This is a genomic window from Chitinimonas sp. (assembly GCF_036568685.1).
Taxonomy (GTDB): Bacteria; Pseudomonadota; Gammaproteobacteria; order Burkholderiales; family Chitinimonadaceae; genus Chitinimonas.
In genome coordinates, this window is record NZ_DATCSC010000159.1 from 1 (window position 1) to 16,890 (window position 16,890).

At 57.6% G+C, this 16,890-nt stretch carries 16 protein-coding genes; 11 read left to right on the plus strand and 5 right to left on the minus strand.

The features are described from left to right. Positions 1-770 (plus strand): hypothetical protein (locus tag VIM95_RS23165; protein ID WP_331990491.1); only part of this gene is annotated, 770 nt, incomplete at its 5' end. 45 nt (positions 771-815) lie between these two features. Here VIM95_RS23165 and VIM95_RS23170 read toward each other — a convergent pair. Both VIM95_RS23170 and VIM95_RS23175 read right to left on the minus strand, forming a co-directional pair. Next, on the minus strand, positions 816-1,190 hold the full coding sequence (locus tag VIM95_RS23170) for a hypothetical protein (protein WP_331990493.1): 375 nt from the start codon (positions 1,188-1,190) through the stop codon (positions 816-818). Next, positions 1,187-1,483, minus strand: coding sequence for a toxin-antitoxin system TumE family protein (locus tag VIM95_RS23175; protein ID WP_331990495.1), 297 nt, complete (start codon positions 1,481-1,483; stop codon positions 1,187-1,189). Before VIM95_RS23175 ends, VIM95_RS23170 begins: the two co-directional genes overlap by 4 nt. Before the next feature lie 53 nt (positions 1,484-1,536). On the opposite strand from VIM95_RS23175, the gene VIM95_RS23180 reads away from it, so the two are divergent. The 3 genes from VIM95_RS23180 to VIM95_RS23190 are packed head-to-tail and all read left to right on the plus strand — an operon-like array spanning position 1,537 to position 5,206. Next, positions 1,537-2,148, plus strand: a complete 612-nt coding sequence (locus tag VIM95_RS23180) for a hypothetical protein (RefSeq protein ID WP_331990497.1) — start codon at positions 1,537-1,539, stop codon at positions 2,146-2,148. A 26-nt stretch (positions 2,149-2,174) separates the two neighbouring features. Continuing rightward, positions 2,175-3,440, plus strand: a complete 1,266-nt coding sequence (locus VIM95_RS23185; RefSeq protein ID WP_331990499.1) for a site-specific DNA-methyltransferase — start codon at positions 2,175-2,177, stop codon at positions 3,438-3,440. Further along, positions 3,437-5,206 (plus strand): DGQHR domain-containing protein, encoded by a 1,770-nt coding sequence (locus VIM95_RS23190; protein WP_331990501.1) that lies wholly within the window; start codon positions 3,437-3,439, stop codon positions 5,204-5,206. The genes VIM95_RS23185 and VIM95_RS23190 overlap by 4 nt, the downstream gene beginning before the upstream one ends. Before the next feature lie 70 nt (positions 5,207-5,276). Here the strand turns inward: VIM95_RS23190 and gyrB are convergent, their stop codons facing one another. The 3 genes from gyrB to dnaA form a co-directional block, all read right to left on the minus strand. After that, positions 5,277-7,673, minus strand: coding sequence for a DNA topoisomerase (ATP-hydrolyzing) subunit B (gene gyrB / locus VIM95_RS23195; protein WP_331990503.1), 2,397 nt, complete (start codon positions 7,671-7,673; stop codon positions 5,277-5,279). A 339-nt stretch (positions 7,674-8,012) separates the two neighbouring features. Beyond that, positions 8,013-9,119: a DNA polymerase III subunit beta gene (gene dnaN, locus VIM95_RS23200; RefSeq protein ID WP_331990505.1), complete on the minus strand. Its 1,107-nt coding sequence runs from the start codon at positions 9,117-9,119 to the stop codon at positions 8,013-8,015. Positions 9,120-9,322: 203 nt separating this feature from the next. Further along, positions 9,323-10,723: a chromosomal replication initiator protein DnaA gene (gene dnaA / locus VIM95_RS23205; RefSeq protein ID WP_331990507.1), complete on the minus strand. Its 1,401-nt coding sequence runs from the start codon at positions 10,721-10,723 to the stop codon at positions 9,323-9,325. A 260-nt stretch (positions 10,724-10,983) separates the two neighbouring features. On the opposite strand from dnaA, the gene rpmH reads away from it, so the two are divergent. The 7 genes from rpmH to VIM95_RS23240 all read left to right on the plus strand — a co-directional run bounded on the left by rpmH (position 10,984) and on the right by VIM95_RS23240 (position 16,890). Continuing rightward, entirely contained in the window at positions 10,984-11,118 is a 135-nt protein-coding gene (gene rpmH / locus VIM95_RS23210; RefSeq protein ID WP_072426848.1) for a 50S ribosomal protein L34, read from the plus strand. A gap of 9 nt (positions 11,119-11,127) precedes the next feature. Then, positions 11,128-11,481, plus strand: coding sequence for a ribonuclease P protein component (gene rnpA, locus VIM95_RS23215; RefSeq protein ID WP_331990513.1), 354 nt, complete (start codon positions 11,128-11,130; stop codon positions 11,479-11,481). Then, a complete protein-coding gene (gene yidD / locus VIM95_RS23220) occupies positions 11,466-11,675 on the plus strand; it encodes a membrane protein insertion efficiency factor YidD (protein WP_331990515.1) in 210 nt (69 codons plus the stop codon). The genes rnpA and yidD overlap by 16 nt, the downstream gene beginning before the upstream one ends. Positions 11,676-11,700: 25 nt before the next feature. Further along, positions 11,701-13,356 carry a membrane protein insertase YidC gene (yidC, locus tag VIM95_RS23225; protein WP_331990516.1) on the plus strand — a complete coding sequence of 552 codons (1,656 nt, stop codon included), beginning with the start codon at positions 11,701-11,703 and terminating at the stop codon, positions 13,354-13,356. 105 nt (positions 13,357-13,461) lie between these two features. Beyond that, on the plus strand, positions 13,462-14,811 hold the full coding sequence (gene mnmE / locus VIM95_RS23230) for a tRNA uridine-5-carboxymethylaminomethyl(34) synthesis GTPase MnmE (protein WP_331990518.1): 1,350 nt from the start codon (positions 13,462-13,464) through the stop codon (positions 14,809-14,811). Between the two features lie 527 nt (positions 14,812-15,338). Next, positions 15,339-16,466, plus strand: a complete 1,128-nt coding sequence (locus VIM95_RS23235; protein WP_331990520.1) for a Re/Si-specific NAD(P)(+) transhydrogenase subunit alpha — start codon at positions 15,339-15,341, stop codon at positions 16,464-16,466. A gap of 115 nt (positions 16,467-16,581) precedes the next feature. Further along, complete coding sequence (locus tag VIM95_RS23240) at positions 16,582-16,890, plus strand: proton-translocating transhydrogenase family protein (RefSeq protein WP_349258191.1); 309 nt, start codon at positions 16,582-16,584, stop codon at positions 16,888-16,890.

The following is a 16,890-nucleotide window of genomic DNA, read 5'->3' on the forward strand; positions in this document are numbered from 1 at the left end:
AGCTCGATAACTGGCGGGCAGAGGTCTTGAACAAGGTGGATACCGGCAAGCTGCCGGACTATCTGCAGAACCGCATTCAGATGCGCCGCGCCGGCGTATTGGCCAGCCTCGCCTTCCAGAGCGCCCGCCGGGGTGAGCCAGCCCAGCCGCAAGGCGAGGGCGCCATCGCCGCCCTGGCGGCGGTCAACCGCGAGGCGCTGCCGGACGAAGACCAGGCGGTCTATACCGATGCCGCCGTGCGGGTAGGCGCCAGCCGCTGGGCCGCGCTGCCGGCCGTTGCACCCGCCGGCAAGCTCGGCATCGCCACCGTGGCTGGCGAACCTGGCGAGACCTGCATCCTCTTGACCGACGCCCAGCACCCCGCCAACAACCCGCTAGCGCGGCGCTGTACCTACGGCCAAGTGTGGACTGCATCGGCCAGCAGCAATGCGCAGGGCACCCAGCTGGCGCTGGCGGTGCAGCCGCTGGATACCTGGCGCGAGCTGTGGTTATTCCGCAAGCAGGCGGACGGCTGGACGGTGGACGTAATCCCGCCCGCCACCAACAGCCCGGAGCTGGGTTACCTGGAATTTGCCGGCTGGGTGCCAGGCGACAAACAGCTGCTGGCCGCCCGCGAGGCCAAGGTGGAAGGCCGCTACAAGCGGACCTTTGAGGTGATACAGCTCGACACCCTGGCGGTGCAGAACAAGGCCGACAAGCCGGAATCCTTGAGCGTGTTCTACAAGTGGCAGGCGCCGAGTTGGAAGGGTGGGACGGTGAGTTTAAGGTGAGGGTGAGGCGTTCCACGTGGAACGGCCTAGGGAGGCCTTACGTGGTCAAGCGACCAGGGCCTCCAGCTTGAAGCGCTGCGCCGCAACGCGCACTTCCTTCATACGGCCGTGCCCAGGCAGCACCCGCGGCTCTATCTTCAACAGGCCTACCTTGGCCAGCGCGTCCACGTCCCGCTTCACCGCACTTCGATCACGATGCAAGCGCTCGGAAATAGCGGTGATCGAACCGGGCTGATCCTTGATGGTGCGAAATAGCGCGAGGCGTGCGGTGGTAAGCAGCTTCAGCACATCGCTCGGGTCCTCGAAGCTCACCACGCTCTCCTCAGGCAAGGCCGTACCCTGGTCTGCCAGCTTGGCAATACGTTTGCCGCGCTGGAAGAACTCGTCCTCCGTCCCGGTTTTTACGATGAGTTTGCTCATGCTCGTTCCCTTAGCGCTAGCCAGTCACGCTCGAATCGTGCTTCGACATCTTCGAAGCTAATGAATTCAACCGGCTCGACCACACCAAAATAGTGCCGGTGATGGCCGTCGTGCGCATTGTCGTAACCCACCACGCGGCCGTTATCACCCTGGAAGATATGCTGGTTGATGTAGGCAAGGTTGTAGCGCGTTACCCGCCCGTGACTATCGACCCACACTTCGCGCCGCAACTGACCGTTGCCACGCTTATCTGAAATGGTGTGGGAATCGTCGATAATCTTCTTATCAGCCATGACTTACTATATCACTGCTGTTAGAAAAATCTCATAGAGATCAATGAGATTTCTTGCCCTACCTGCGCCAGTGGCTGGCCGAGGGCAAATTCCGCGAGGACTTATACGCCCGGATAAACCTCTGGACCTACGACCTGCCAGGCTTGGTCGACCGCGCCGAAGATATCGAGCCCAACCTGGAGTTTGAACTGGAACGCTTCGCCCGCGAGCAGGGCGAACAGGTGCGCTTCAACGCCGAAGCCAAGCACGCCTACCTGAAGTTTGTGACCAGCCCCAGCGCCAAATGGACCGGCAACTTCCGCGAGCTCAGCGCCTCCGTCACCCGCATGGCCACCCTGGCCGAAGCCGGCCGCATAGCCCTCGCCGACGTAGAAGAAGAAACCGCCCGCCTCAAGACCGCCTGGGCCAGCGAGGCAGAAAGCGCCCTGCAACCGCTGCTGGGCGAACAGCTGGAGCAACTGGACCTGTTCGACCGCCTGCAGCTGGAAAACGTGATCAAGGTCTGCCGGCAGTCCAGTTCGCTATTGGACGCTGGGCGGCGGCTGTTTGGGGTATCGCGGCAGGAGAAGGCCAAGGCGAATGATGCGGATAGGTTGCGGAAGTATTTGGGGCGGTTCGGGCTGGAGTGGAGGGTGGTGAAGGATTTTGGTAGAATAGAAGGTTAAATAATGAACAAATCGAGCCATTGAAAATGTCAAAAGTTTTTTTAAACGATGCTAGAAATTTAAAAAAGCATGTTAAAAAATCTTCGATAGATGTCACTATTACATCGCCGCCTTATTTTGACATGAAGGATTATGGCCATTTGGACCAAATTGGATTTGGCCAAACATACAACCAATACCTAACTGATTTAAAGAATATCTTTAAAGATGTTTACGATGCCACCAAAGATAGCGGCTCATTATGGGTTGTTATTGACTCATTTAAGCGAGACGGTGCGGTTGTAACATTACCGTTCGATTTTTCCAGAGAAATAAGCTCCGTAGGTTGGAAACTTCAAGACGTCATTATTTGGAAAAAAGACAAAACTGTTCCTTGGAGCAAAAAAGGTACCACTAGGAAAATTTTTGAGTACGTACTATTTTTTTCTAAGAGTGAAAATTTCAAATATTACTCTGACCGTGTTAAGGAAATAAAAGACCTTAAAGAATGGTGGGTTCGCTATCCTGAACGATATAACCCACAAGGGAAAAGCTTAGAGGAAATATGGGAATTCAGCATTCCCACTCAAGGAGCTTGGGGTGATGGCTATATACGCCATTTCTGCCCTCTGCCGGAAGATCTTGTTAAGCGAATTATTTCGCTTACCACAGACGAAAACGACTTGGTGTTTGATCCATTTTCAGGTTCAGGGACCGTCCCTGCACAAGCTGCATTCATGCTAAGAAAATATGCCGGCTTTGAATTAAATGCAGAATATGTAGATATGTTCGAAAACTATCTCAAAGCAAATATAGCTTCAAAGCAGAAAGCATATCTAGCTTCCAAAGTTTCTATGGATGCAGATGCTTTTAGCAAGACCATTATTAATTTAAGAATACTGAAATTCGCACGGGTTTTAGCGAAGAAATTAAATTCCATTAATATTAATATATCCAAAATCTGGGTAGAGCCAATAGATCGGCCGTTGAGTGGAAGGTACGAAATTGCAGCTGCAAGGTATGTTCTCTTGGCAGATAAATCGATATCTGAAGATGAACTATCTAATGCAATAAATAAAATAATTGCGACGCCTCCATTGTCAAAATTTGGCATCTCTACAGATTTTGAATTTTCAAAAAATGCTAAGGAATTTATTCACAATCTTCCAAGCTCCGATCTGTATATTTACACGGCAACAAATACACATCAGCATAAAAACTCCATTCAAAATAGAGAATATTTTAAGGATGGTTTTATTTTTAGCTCGATTGCAGTAAATATAAACGAAGAACTTTACAGGACTGCAAAGTGAACGCAAAAAAAATCGCTCCGAAAAAGTCGCGGAAAAAAATGTCGGTGGAAGAACGCGCTCAAAGAAAGGCTGCGGCAAAGAGAAAAAGAGAAGAAAATAAATTTCGAAACTCTGCTAAAGAAATATTTAGCAAATCTGGTTTTAACTATATTAAATCAGAAAATAAAGAGTTTACTTTCAAAGCAAAAGCAGGTGGAACCAGAACAACGGAGCTGGATGGTGTCTTCGTCTACGAGAATATTCTAATTATTTTAGAAGATACATGCTCAAACAATCCATCTGAGCATCTTGCAAAAAAGCAATTAATTTTTGATTTGGCACTAAAGAATAAAAATGATTTTATCAAGTGTCTATTGGAAAACTTACCTGACTTTAACTCATACTACAAATCAAAACAGTATGGGGAGGACGATTATATTCTAAAAATATTGTACTTTAGTATGCATTCGGTGGACACGCAATATATAGAAAGCGCTGCAAGAGTAGGGGTTCAAGTAGTTGAAAGGGCTCTTACAAACTATTTTCATGCTTTAGTAAAAAGCATTCATGCATCTGCTAAATACGAAATACTGAAATTTTTGAATATCCCTTATTCCGAAGTCGGGTCAGCAAAAGTCTCTGGAGGCAATTCCGAAAATGTTAGCACATATAAAGGGTTTTTACTCCCAGAGGCAAACAGTAGCTATCCCAAAGGATATAAAGTAGTCTCCTTTTACGCAGACCCAGAATCATTGCTTAAAAAGAGCTATGTCCTAAGAAAAAATAGTTGGCTAGATCCAGATCTATCCTACCAACGAGTTCTTGATATATCAAAAATCAAACTCATGCGAAAGTATTTGTCTGAAAATAAGCGGGTCTACCTTGGCAATATTATTGCGACTCTTCCATCGACTACTAAATTCCTAGATGTAGATAAGTCTGATCAGCTAAGCGAAGACGATCTAAAAAATATTAAGCCAGTAAAGATACTTCTGCCAGATGAATATAATGTTGTTGGCTTGATTGACGGCCAGCACCGCGTATATTCGTACCATGAGGGTATCGACTCCTTCGAAACGGACATTAGTCGTTTGCGAAACAAGCAAAATTTGCTTGTGACAGCAATTATTTATCCGGAAGATGTCACTGAAGATAATAGAATTCTGTTTGAAGCTCAGCTATTTTTAGAGATAAATAGCCGTCAAACAAAAGTCAAATCAGTTCTAACTCAAGAAATCGAGCTTCTGGTAAATCCATACTCAACGACCGCAATCGCTAAATCAATATTGATTAAGCTAGCTCGTAAAGGTGCGTTAAAAGATAAACTGGAGGAGCACATATTTGACGATGAAAAGAAGCTAAAAATATCATCGATAATTAGTTATGGGCTCAAGCCTCTAGTAAAAAAAGAAGGCGCCGACTCTCTATTCAATGCATGGCGCGAGGAAAGTAAAAAAGAAGAAATATTGTCAGAGAACAACAAAGCCGCTTTGGATGACTACATTGAGTTTTGTGTAACCGAAATTAATGCTTTGCTAAACTCAGTAAAAGCTTCTAATCCAAACTGCTGGAAAATTGGAGACGAAAGTAAGTTTCTAACACCAACATCTATTAACGGTTTTCTGAAATGCCTAAGACTGATTTTAGAAAAAAACAATGCCCGTGGTTTTGAAGACTATAGGAGCAGATTAGTTGACATAAGTCAGTTTGATTTCAATGCATATAAATCAAGTAATTGGAATCAGCTTGGTACTGACTTACATAGCAGGTATTTTGCTGATGCCTAAGAAAAAAGCCCTCTAATAGAGGGCTTTTAAATTTTATTCAGCAATTTGACATCTCAAAAAACCAAATCTACTAAACATCAATATTCCGCGCAATCAGCGCATTCTGCTCAATAAACGCCCTGCGCGGCTCGACGTTGTCGCCCATGAGCGTGGTAAAGATGTCATCCGCCGCCATTGCGTCTTCGATCTGGACCTTCATCAGGCGGCGCACCGTGGGGTCCATGGTGGTTTCCCAAAGCTGGTCGGGGTTCATTTCGCCCAGACCCTTGTAGCGCTGGATGGTCATGTTGCGGCGTACTTCGTTGAGCAGCCATTCCAGCGCGTCGCCGAACTCGGTGACCTTCTTGTTGTTTTCACCGCGTTGCACGACGGCGTCCTCGCCCAATAGGTCGGCGAGCACTTCGGCGGTGCGGCGCAGCTGCAGGTAGTCGCCGCTGTGCAGGAAGTCGTGGTCCAGGTACTGCATGGAGACGTTGCCGTGCACCACCTTCTTCAGGCGCAGGATGTAGGCGTCGTTCTTGTCGTCGTGTACCGGCTCCAGCACATAGGCCGGGTCGCCAATGGCGGTCATCAGCATCTGGGCGGAGGCTAGCGCGGCAGCCTCAGAGCTGACGTCGATGGGGCCGGACTTGAGCAGGGCGTACAGCACGGTGGGGTCGATCAAACGCTTTTCGCGCTCGATCACGGCCTGGGCCAACAGGTATTGGCGGGCGATGGTGTCCAGCGCCTGGCCTTCCAGCGGGTCGGCGCCTTCGCGCGGGATGATCTGCGCGCCGGAGAGGGCGAGCTTGAGCAGGTACTGGTTCAGTTCCTGGTCGTCCTTCTGGTACTGCTCGTTCTTGCCGTGCTTGACCTTGTAGAGCGGCGGCTGGGCGATGTAGACGTAGCCACGCTCCACCAGCTCGGGCAGCTGGCGGTAGAGGAAGGTGAGCAGCAGGGTGCGGATGTGGGCGCCGTCGACGTCCGCGTCAGTCATCAGGATGATGCGGTGGTAGCGCAGCTTGGCGATGTCGAAGTCTTCGGCACCGATGCCGCAGCCCAGGGCGGTGATCAGGGTGGCGATCTGCTCGCTGGAGATCAGCTTGTCGAAGCGGGCGCGTTCCACGTTCAGCACCTTGCCGCGTAGCGGCAGGATGGCCTGGAACTTACGGTCGCGGCCCTGCTTGGCGGAGCCGCCGGCGGAGTCACCCTCGACGATGTAGATTTCAGAGAGGGCGGGGTCTTTTTCCTGGCAGTCTGCGAGCTTGCCGGGCAGTCCCAGGCCGTCCATCACCCCCTTGCGGCGGGTCAGTTCACGGGCACGGCGGGCAGCGTCGCGGGCGCGGGCGGCTTCCACGATCTTGCCGACGATGGTCTTGGCGTCGATCGGGTTTTCCTGCAGGAAGTCGTTCAGCGCCTGGCCGATGACTTCGTTCACCACCGGGCCGATCTCGCTGGAGACCAGCTTGTCCTTGGTCTGGCTGCTGAACTTCGGGTCCGGCAGCTTGACGCTCAAGACGCAAGTAAGGCCTTCGCGCATATCGTCGCCGGCGGTCTCGATCTTGGCCTTCTTGGCCAGCTCGCTCTTTTCGATGTAGGTGTTGAGCGTACGGGTCATCACCTGGCGCAGGGCGGTCATATGGCTGCCACCGTCGCGCTGCGGGATGTTGTTGGTGAAGCACTGGACGGATTCCTGGTAGGAATCGTTCCACTGCATGGCCACCTCCACGCTCATGCCGTCCTTCTCACCCATGCCGTAGAAGATCTTGGGGTGGATGGGGGTCTTGTTGCGGTTCATGTACTCCACGAAGCCCTTTACGCCGCCGGAGTAGGCAAAGTTCTCTTCCTTGCCGTTGCGGCGGTCGATCAGCACGATGCCGACGCCGTTGTTCAGGAAGCTCAGCTCGCGGATACGCTTGGCCAGGATCTCGTAGTGGAATTCCACCAGGCCAAAGGTCTCGGTGGAGGCCAGGAAGTGCACCTCGGTACCACGGTGATCGGTATTGCCGGTGACCTTGAGCGGTTCAACACGCTCGCCACGGCGGAATTCCATGCTGTGGACCTTGCCATCGCGGCGGATGGTGAGGCGCAGCCAGTCGGAGAGGGCGTTCACGACCGACACACCCACGCCGTGCAGACCGCCCGATACCTTGTAGCTGTTCTGGTCGAACTTGCCACCGGCGTGCAGCTCGGTCATGACGATCTCGGCGGCGGAGCGCTTGAATTCGTCCTCTTCCTTGATGGCGGTGGGGATGCCACGGCCGTTGTCCTCGACCGAGATCGAGTTGTCGGGGTGGATGATGACCTTGATGTCGGTGCAGTGGCCGGCCAGCGCTTCGTCGATGGCGTTGTCCAGCACTTCGAACACCATGTGGTGCAGACCGGTGCCGTCCTGCGTGTCGCCGATGTACATGCCGGGGCGCTTACGTACGGCCTCCAGGCCCTTCAACATCTTGATACTGTCTGCGCCGTATTCCTGATCGCTCATCACTATCCACCTGACTGCTATCGGGCTTTGCCTGCTGTTTTTGCCTAAAAATTAAGCAAAACAGCCTGCATACCCTGTCCTGATAAAAACGCCAAAGCCGGCCAAACACTGGCCGGCTTACGTATGCCTGTGCGTACTGCTTGGAAGCCCGAGTAAGGTCGTGACTTAGCGGGACCACTCGGGGAACCCGAGTGTTTGAGGTCGGCGTAGTTCAAACAGCGGCATACCCTGTTTGATTCCACCCCTTCCGTCCCCGCCTCCGCGGGGAAACCTCGCTACGCTCGTTGGCGCAAGACACTACCAGACCCAGGCATCTAACGCACTGGCACTTGCCGCTGACTAGATGCGCATCGGCATCACTACGTACTTGAAGTTGGGTTCCTCGGGCACGGTCACCAGCGTGGAGCTGGTGGCGTGGTCACCAAAGGCGAACACCAGGGCTTCGTGGTCCAGATTGGTCAATACATCGAGCAGGTAACCAATGTTGAAGCCGACGTCGAGCGGGTCGCCCTGGTAGGCGATCTCGAGCTCTTCGGTGGCTTCTTCCTGCTCGCTGTTGTTACAGATGATCTTGAGCACACCGTCGCTGAGCACCAGCCGTACGCCGCGGAACTTCTCGTTGGAGAGGATAGCGGCGCGTTGCAGCGAGGCCAAGAGCTGCAGGCGGTTGAGCGGTACCAGCTTGTCGTTGCCGGTGGGCACCACGCGATTGTAATCCGGGAACTTGCCGTCGACGACCTTTGAATGGATGACGATGTTGCCGAAGCTGAACTTGACCTGGTTCTGCGCGATCTCGATGGTCACGTCGTCGTCGATATCGGCCAGCAGCTTGTAGAGCTCGACGATGGTCTTGCGCGGCAGGATGACCTCGTTGCGCTCCATGGTGTTTTCAAGCTCGGTGGCGACAAAGGCCAGGCGGTGACCGTCGGTGGCCACCAGCTTGAGCTCGTTACCCTCGGTCATCAGGAACAGGCCGTTCAGGTAGTACCGGATGTCCTGGTGCGCCATGGCGTACTGCACGCGGCTGATCAGTTCCTTGAGCTGGCTTTGCGGCAGCTTGATCACGCTCTTCACATTGGTGTCGATCGCGAGCTTGGGGAAGTCTGGTGCAGGCAGGGTCTGCAGGTTGAAGCGGCTCTTGCCGGCCTTCACCGTCAGGCGGCTGTCGTCCTGGTCCAGGCTGACAACAGCACCATCGGGGATGGCGCGCAGGATGTCCTGGAACTTCTTGGCCGATACGGTGAGCTGGAAGTCGCCGCCTTCAGCGCTGGGGTGTTCGGTGGTGATCTGGATCTCCAGGTCGGTCGCCAGAAAGCTGAGCTGACCGTTCTGCTTGGAGATCAGTACGTTCGACAGGATAGGCAGGGTGTGACGACGTTCGACAATACCGGTGACCGTGGCCAGGGGCTTGAGGAGGGAATCGCGTTCTGCTTGTATCAGCAACATAAGATAGAAGTTCCTGAAGATAGATAAATAAGCGCTGCCGGTTGCTGTGGATAAGCCGATTTCCGGTTTTGCTTCAGTGTCTTACGTCAAATTCTCGCTGTGGATAGCCTTGTACTGGCCCTGTGTATCGTTTGTGTCCGCTTTTCGGGCGGTTTCCAGGGTGTGAGCTTATCCACATTTTCTGCCTAGTTATGCGCGCTGTCTCAATTACGCAGAATCTGGGCCAGAACGTTGTAATCATGATTCATGGTGCTGTCGCTCTGCTTGAGCGCGGCGATGGTCTTGCAGGCATGCAGCACCGTGGTGTGGTCGCGGCCGCCAAAGGCTTCACCAATGGCCGGCAGGCTCATCTGGGTCAGGTCCTTGGCCAGCGCCATGGCGATCTGGCGCGGGCGGGCGATGTCACGGGTGCGCTTCTTGGAGTGCATGTCGGCGACCTTGATCTTGTAGAAGTCGGCCACCGTCTTCTGGATGTTCTCCACCGAGATCAGCTTGTTGCCGGACGCCAGGATGTCCTTGAGCGCTTCCTTGGCCACTTCCAGGGTGATCTGCTCGCCGGTGAAGCGCGAATAGGCCAGCACGCGCTTGAGCGCGCCTTCCAGCTCACGCACGTTGGAGCGGATGTGCTTGGCGATGAAGAAGGAGACGCTGGAATCGAGCTTGAAGCCTTCCGATTCCGCCTTCTTGTGCAGAATGGCCACGCGCATCTCCAGCTCCGGCGGCTCGATGGCCACGGTGAGGCCCCAGCCAAAGCGCGAGATCAGCCGGTCTTCGATCCCCTCGATCTCCTTGGGGTAGCGGTCCGAGGTGATGATGACCTGGCGGTGACCCTCGATCAGGGCGTTGAAGGCGTAGAAGAATTCTTCCTGGGTGCGGTTCTTGCCCGAGAAGAACTGGATATCGTCGATCAGCAACAGGTCGAGCGAGTGGTAGTAACGCTTGAACTCGTCGAAGGCCTTGTGCTGGTAGGCGCGTACCACGTCGGCGACGTAACGCTCGGCGTGGATGTAGCGGATCTTGGCGTCCGGCCGGTGCTGGTGCACCAGGTTGCCGATAGCCTGGATCAAGTGCGTCTTGCCCAGGCCCACGCCGCCGTAGACGAACAGCGGGTTGTAGGCCGAGCCGGGGTTCTCGCCGATCTGGATGGCGGCGGCACGGGCGAGCTGGTTGGCCTTACCGGTCACCAGGGTCTCGAAGGTGAAATTGGGGTTGAGACGGGTGGTCTCATTGGCCATGGCCAGCTGGCGCGGGGCGGCGGGCTTGGTGCCCACCACGGCCGGAGCCTGCGGGGCCGCGGCGCTGCCGGCGGCAACCTTGCCATTGCTGGCAACAGGCGCAGCCGCACGCGGCTTGGTGTCGCCAACCTTCAGCTCGATGCTGCAGCTGGCATCACCAAAGAATTCCTGGGCGTATTTTTCGATCCGGTTGAGGAAACGGTCGCGCACGAACTGGAGGGAGAACTGATTCGGGGCGAACAGCAGCACCGCCTCATTCTCTACCGTGCAAGCCAGCGGCTTGATCCAGGTGTTGAATTGTTGCGCGGACAATTCCTCGGCGAACCGCGCAAGGCAGTTCGGCCAAAATTGGTCGACGGGTGAGGTCATATTATTGTGAATCTTGGACGCGGCCGAACTGTTATGCAAACGGCATACCGATGCGAATTCCCTTGTGGGGACGCAGCCGGCGATCTGCTACCGGGTACCAGAACAGGTACAACAGCAGGGTTAATCGGCCGCTTATTCTAGTCACTTTCGGGGGGCTTATCCACAGGCTGTGGAAAAAAAGACCGTTGACAGATATAGGTTTTTTCCGTCTAATCGCGTGTTTCTTCACACCGACCGAACAAGTCTGCAGGGGCATTGCCATGAAACGTACTTACCAACCCTCCGTCATCCGTCGCAAGCGCACTCACGGCTTCCTGGTGCGTAGCCGTACCCGTGGTGGTCGCGCCGTTCTGGCCGCTCGCCGCGCCAAGGGCCGTCACAGCCTGTCGGTCTGAGCGTAGCGTTTGACGCAGCGCTTCACCAGGCAGCAACGCCTATTGAAAACGGATGAATTTTCATCCGTTTTTAGTTTGCGCCGTACCCAGGCCAATGCTTTTTTCCAGGTCTGGACGAAACCCAACACGCTGGGCCGTGCGCGGCTGGGCGTGGTGGTATCAAAAAAGGTTGAGCGCCGTGCCGTGGGTCGCAACTTTATCAAGCGTACTGTCCGCGAGCTGTTCCGCCACGAGGCGGCCGGCTACGAAGGCATGGACCTGATCGTGCGAGCCAAACGCGCCTTCCACCGTAGCGAGGCGGCCGAAGCCAGGGCCGCCTTGTTGCGCCTGTTTGGCAGGGTCATGCCATGTCGCGACTCCTGATCCTGCTGCTACAGGTCTATCGCTATACCCTCAGCCCCATTCTGGGCGCCAATTGCCGCTTTACTCCCAGTTGCTCGCAGTACGCCATCGAGGCCTTGCGCCGGCATGGCACGTGCCGCGGCGGATGGCTTACAATCCGGCGGCTTTGCCGCTGCCATCCCTGGGGCGGCCACGGGCACGATCCGGTGCCCTGACTTCCTCTGACGAGACTCCAAGCGTATGGATATCAAACGCCTTATCGTTTTTGTCGTGCTGTCCTTCGCCATCCTGTTTGGCTGGCAGCGCTGGTTTGCACCGCAACCGGCCCCGGTAGCCAAGACGGCCCAGGCGGGCTCCGCCGCTGCCGCAGGCAACCCGGCCACGCCGGCAGCCGACAGCAGCGCGCTGCAAAACGGCAGCCGCATCAAGGTCAGCACCGACTATATGTATGCCGAGATCGACACCATGGGTGGCGATCTGCGCAAGCTGACCCTCAAGCTGCACGGCGAGCATGACCAGCCCAAGGCCCCGTTCGTGCTGCTGCAGGATGGCCCAGGCGCCGAGCACACCTATGTGGCGCAGACCGGCCTGCTCAAGAGCAGCATGCCCAACCTGCCTACCCACCGCACCCTGTTCACCAGCACCGTGAACGACGTGAAGCTGGCCGACGGCCAGGACAGCGTGGCCGTGCGCCTGGAAGCCGCGCCGGTCAACGGCGTGAAGGTGGCCAAGGTCTATACCTTCAAGCGCAGCAGCTACCTGGTGGACGTGAAGTACGAGATCACCAACGGTACCGCCGAGCCGCTGAGCCTGGAGGCCTACTACCGCCTGCTGCGCGACAACAAGGACCCGAAGGGTAGCGGTGGCCACCTGGGCGCCTCCACCTTTACCGGCCCGGCTGTCTACACCAGCACCGGCAAGTTCCAGAAGGTCGCCTTCAAGGACATCGATAAGGGCAAGGCGGAATACGCCAAGACCGGCAACGATGGCTGGGTGGCCATGCTGCAGCACTACTTCGCTACCGCCTGGCTGCTGTCGCCCAACGGTACCGAAGATGTCTGCGCCAAGACCGCCTGCCGCTTTGAAGTGAAGGCCGTGGGTGACGGCAGCGTCTATTCGGCCGGTGCCATCGTGACCGTGCCGGCCATCGCCCCGGGTGCCACCGGCGTGGTAGATGTGCCGCTGTACGCCGGCCCGCAAGAGACCCATGCCCTGCAGGCCGCCGCGCCTGGTCTGGACCTGGTCAAGGACTACGGCATCTTCAAGGTGATCGCCGAGCCCATGTTCTGGGTGCTGTCCAAGATCCACCTGCTGGTGGGCAACTGGGGCTGGTCCATCGTCGCCTTCACCATCCTGATCAAGCTGGCGCTGTACCCACTCTCTGTGGCGCAGTTCCGCTCCATGGCCAAGATGAAGAAGCTGGCCCCGCGCATGCAGCGCCTGAAGGAGCAGTACGGCGACGACCGCATGAAGTTCCAGCAGGCCGTGATGGAGATGTACAAGACCGAGAAGGCCAACCCGCTGTCGGGCTGCCTGCCGGTACTGATCCAGATGCCGATCTTCATCGGCCTCTACTGGATGCTGCTGGCCGCGGTGGAACTGCGCCAGGCACCGTGGATGATGTGGATCACCGACCTTTCGGTGGCCGACCCCTACTTTGTGCTGCCGGTGCTGATGGCCGTGACCATGTGGGTGCAGACCCTGTTCAGCCCGCCCTCGGCCGACCCGATGCAGGACAAGATGATGAAGATCATGCCGCTGGTGTTCTCGGTGATGTTCTTCTTCTTCCCGGCCGGCCTGGTGCTCTACTACGTGGTGAACAACAGCTTCTCGATCGCGCAGCAGTGGTTTATCAACCGTATGATTGCTAGGGAAGATGAGAAGAAGGCCGCTTAAGGCTTGGAAAGCGGTGCGCTGTAAGGCCACCGCCTGTTGAATCCCCCTCTCGACTTTGCCGCCTACGGGCGGCAAAGTTGTTTCTGGACCTTAGGAAAAATCGCCATGAGCCAAGCGCCCCGTCGTGACCGTATTGCTGCCATCGCCACCGCCCCGGGCCGGGGTGGGGTAGGGGTGGTGCGTGTCTCCGGGCCGGACCTGATCGCCATGGCGGCCACCTTGGCCGGCAAGGCACTCAAGCCGCGCCATGCCCACTATGCGGACTTTCGCGACGCGGGTGGCGAGCTGATCGACCAGGGTCTGGCGCTGTTCTTCCCCGGGCCTAATTCCTTTACCGGCGAAGACGTGCTGGAGCTGCAAGGCCATGGTGGCCCGGTGGTGATGCAGATGCTGCTGCGCCGCTGCCTGGAGCTGGGTGCGCGGCTGGCCGAGCCGGGCGAATTCACCCGCCGGGCCTTCCTCAACGACAAACTGGACTTGGCCCAGGCTGAGAGCGTGGCCGACCTGATCGACGCCGGTTCCGAGGCGGCCGCGCGCGGCGCCTTGCGCTCGCTGGCCGGTGCCTTCTCCAAGGAGATCCACGCCCTGGTCGAGCAGTTGATCAACCTGCGCATGCTGGTGGAGGCGACGCTCGACTTCCCCGAGGAAGACATCGACTTCCTCGAGGCGGCCGATGCGCGCGGCAAGCTGCGCGGCATCCACGGCCAGCTGGCCACCGTGCTGCGTACCGCGCGGCAGGGCAGCCTGTTGCGCGAGGGCATGCACGTGGTGCTGATCGGCCAGCCCAATGTGGGCAAGTCCAGCCTTATGAACGCGCTGGCCGGTGAGGATGTGGCCATCGTCACCGATATCGCCGGTACCACCCGCGACACGGTGCGTGAGCTGATCCAGCTCGACGGCGTGCCCATGCATATCATCGACACCGCCGGCCTGCGCGAGACCGAGGACACGGTGGAGCAGATCGGCATTGCCCGTACCTGGGCGGCGGTGGAGAAGGCCGACCTGGCGCTGCTCTTGATCGACAGCCGCGAGGGCATCACTACCCACGACCGCGACATCCTGGCACGGCTGCCGGAAAAGCTGCCGCGGGTGCATGTCTTCAACAAGGTGGACCTGACCGGCGAGGCAGTGGGCCATGGCGAGGAAGACGGCCACCCGGTACTGCGCCTCTCGGCCAAGGCTGGCCTGGGGCTGGATGATCTCAAGCGCACCCTCTTGGACATGGTGGGCTGGGGTGGCAGCGACGCCGGCGTCTTCCTGGCCCGCGAGCGTCACCTCGATGCCATCCGCCGCGCCAGTGGTCACCTCGATACCGCGGCCGAGGTCTGGCAGCAGGTGGAGCTGTTTGCCGAGGAGCTGCGGCTGGCGCAGAACGCGCTGTCCAGCATCACCGGCGAATTCAGCGCCGACGATCTCTTGGGTGAGATCTTCAGCCGCTTCTGTATAGGGAAGTAGGGGGCAAGCTTCCCCCCAAGAGTTATCGTGGCAGGCCCTTGCGGGCCGGGTTGGCGGGTTGTCGCTGCGCTCAGAACCCGCCCTACATTAGGTGCCGCTACGCGGCGATGCGGCTTCGATGCCTGATCATCCCCATTCGTCTAGTAGTGCCGGTCGCTGTTGTATCGGCGACTCTGCTGCTATGCAGCATCTTCCCAAGCCCGGCCATCCATGCTTGAATAGGGCTACCGTTCAAACGCTTGTTTGAAACCTGTCTACTACCACTACACAAAGTGGTAGCAGCCCTGGGCAGGCCAACCGCCTCTCCTCCCTTACGCCGCCATCCGCGGTGTTCTCTGGCGCCGCCATTGCGGTGCCCGGCCCGTAGCAATCGGGCTGCAGCAAGCCGATTCGCCAACTACATTGATCTGGGTGCCTCTCTGAGCTGCACCCCCTGACGTTGTCGTCCCCGGCGCGGGCTTCGTTGCCAAATCCAAGGCCTGGCGGGCCTTCGATTTGGAAATGAAAACAAAAGGCGAGGTGAGTGCATGAAGATAGCCATCCCCAGGGAGGGCGGCCGCGAAACGCGCGTGGCAGCCAGCCCAGAGACGGTGAAGAAATACGTGGGCCTGGGCCACGCGGTAACCGTGCAAAGCGGTGCCGGTACCCATTCGGCCATCCCCGACGCGGCCTTTGCCGAGGCCGGCGCCAGCATTGCGCCGGACTACGCCGGCACGGTGGCGGACGCCGAGCTGGTGCTCAAGGTGCGCGCTCCCTCGGCCGAAGAGATCGCCCCGCTGCGGCAGGGCGCGGCGGTGATCGCCCTGGTCGACCCCTACCGCAACAGCCTGTTGGCGGACTATGCCGCCAAGCAGCTGGACGTCTTTGCCATGGAGCTGGTGCCGCGCACCACGCGCGCCCAGGCCATGGACGTACTGTCCTCGCAGGCCAATATCGCCGGCTACAAGGCGGTGCTCTTGGCCACCGAGTTCTACCCGCGTTTCTTCCCCATGATGATGACCGCCGCCGGCACGGTAAAACCGGCCCGGGTGCTGATCCTGGGTGCCGGCGTGGCCGGGCTGCAGGCCATCGCCACCGCCAAGCGGCTGGGGGCGGTGGTGGAGGCCTTCGACGTGCGGCCAGCAGCCAAGGAACAGGTTGAATCCCTCGGCGGCAAGTTTGTGGAAGTGCCGCTGAGCGACGAGGAAAAGAAGCAGGCCGAGACGGCCGGTGGCTATGCGCGCGAGATGTCGGACGACTACAAGCAGCGCCAGGCAGCCTTGGTGGACAAGCATGCCCGCAATGCGGACATCGTGATCACCACCGCGCTGATCCCCGGCCGGCCCGCGCCGGTATTGATCAAGCCCGAGACGGTGGCCGGCATGAAGCCCGGCAGCGTGCTGGTGGACCTGGCGGTGGAGAACGGCGGCAACTGCCCGCTCTCGCAGCTGGACCAGGTGGTGACCACCGAGGGCGGGGTGAAGCTGGTGGGCTACGGCAACCTGGCCGGCCTGGTGGCGGCCGATGCCTCGGCACTCTATGCCCGCAACCTGCTCAATTTCGCCGCCCTGCTGCTGGACAAGGACAAGGGCTACGTACTGAACCGCGAGGACGACATTATCGCCGCAAGCCTGGTCACCCATGGCGGGCAGGTGCTATTCGGCCAGGCCAAGTAATCGCGCCGGCCGCGTATGCGGCGGCGAGAAAGAATAGGAGCAAGACATGAGCAGTGCCGAAACCGTGGCGCAAGCCGCCACCCAGGCCGTCAGCACGGCGGCCGCCCAGGTGCCTGTGGAGCACCTGGTGCAAACGCCCTTCGTGGCGACCTTCACCATCTTTGTGCTGGCCATCTTCATCGGCTACCACGTGGTCTGGAGCGTGACCCCGGCCTTGCATACGCCCTTGATGGCGGTGACCAATGCGCTGTCGTCCATCATCGTGGTCGGCGCCGTATTGCAGACCGTGGAGATAGGCGGGCACGAGGTCACCCTCACCTCGGTGCTGGGGGCCATCGCGGTCTTTCTCGCCAGCGTGAACATCTTCGGCGGCTTCGCGGTGACCTCGCGGATGCTGGAAATGTTCAAGAAAAAGAAGAAGTGA

Bases quoted from the DNA above. Each gene is read 5' to 3' on its own strand.
- VIM95_RS23185 (WP_331990499.1), top strand. From the start codon at position 2,175: ATGTCAAAAGTTTTTTTAAACGATGCTAGAAATTTAAAAAAGCATGTT.
- dnaA (WP_331990507.1), bottom strand. From the start codon at position 10,723: ATGACCTCACCCGTCGACCAATTTTGGCCGAACTGCCTTGCGCGGTTC.
- yidD (WP_331990515.1), top strand. From the start codon at position 11,466: ATGTCGCGACTCCTGATCCTGCTGCTACAGGTCTATCGCTATACCCTC.
- gyrB (WP_331990503.1), bottom strand. From the start codon at position 7,673: ATGAGCGATCAGGAATACGGCGCAGACAGTATCAAGATGTTGAAGGGC.
- rpmH (WP_072426848.1), top strand. From the start codon at position 10,984: ATGAAACGTACTTACCAACCCTCCGTCATCCGTCGCAAGCGCACTCAC.
- yidC (WP_331990516.1), top strand. From the start codon at position 11,701: ATGGATATCAAACGCCTTATCGTTTTTGTCGTGCTGTCCTTCGCCATC.
- mnmE (WP_331990518.1), top strand. From the start codon at position 13,462: ATGAGCCAAGCGCCCCGTCGTGACCGTATTGCTGCCATCGCCACCGCC.
- VIM95_RS23170 (WP_331990493.1), bottom strand. From the start codon at position 1,190: ATGAGCAAACTCATCGTAAAAACCGGGACGGAGGACGAGTTCTTCCAG.
- VIM95_RS23235 (WP_331990520.1), top strand. From the start codon at position 15,339: ATGAAGATAGCCATCCCCAGGGAGGGCGGCCGCGAAACGCGCGTGGCA.
- dnaN (WP_331990505.1), bottom strand. From the start codon at position 9,119: ATGTTGCTGATACAAGCAGAACGCGATTCCCTCCTCAAGCCCCTGGCC.
- VIM95_RS23175 (WP_331990495.1), bottom strand. From the start codon at position 1,483: ATGGCTGATAAGAAGATTATCGACGATTCCCACACCATTTCAGATAAG.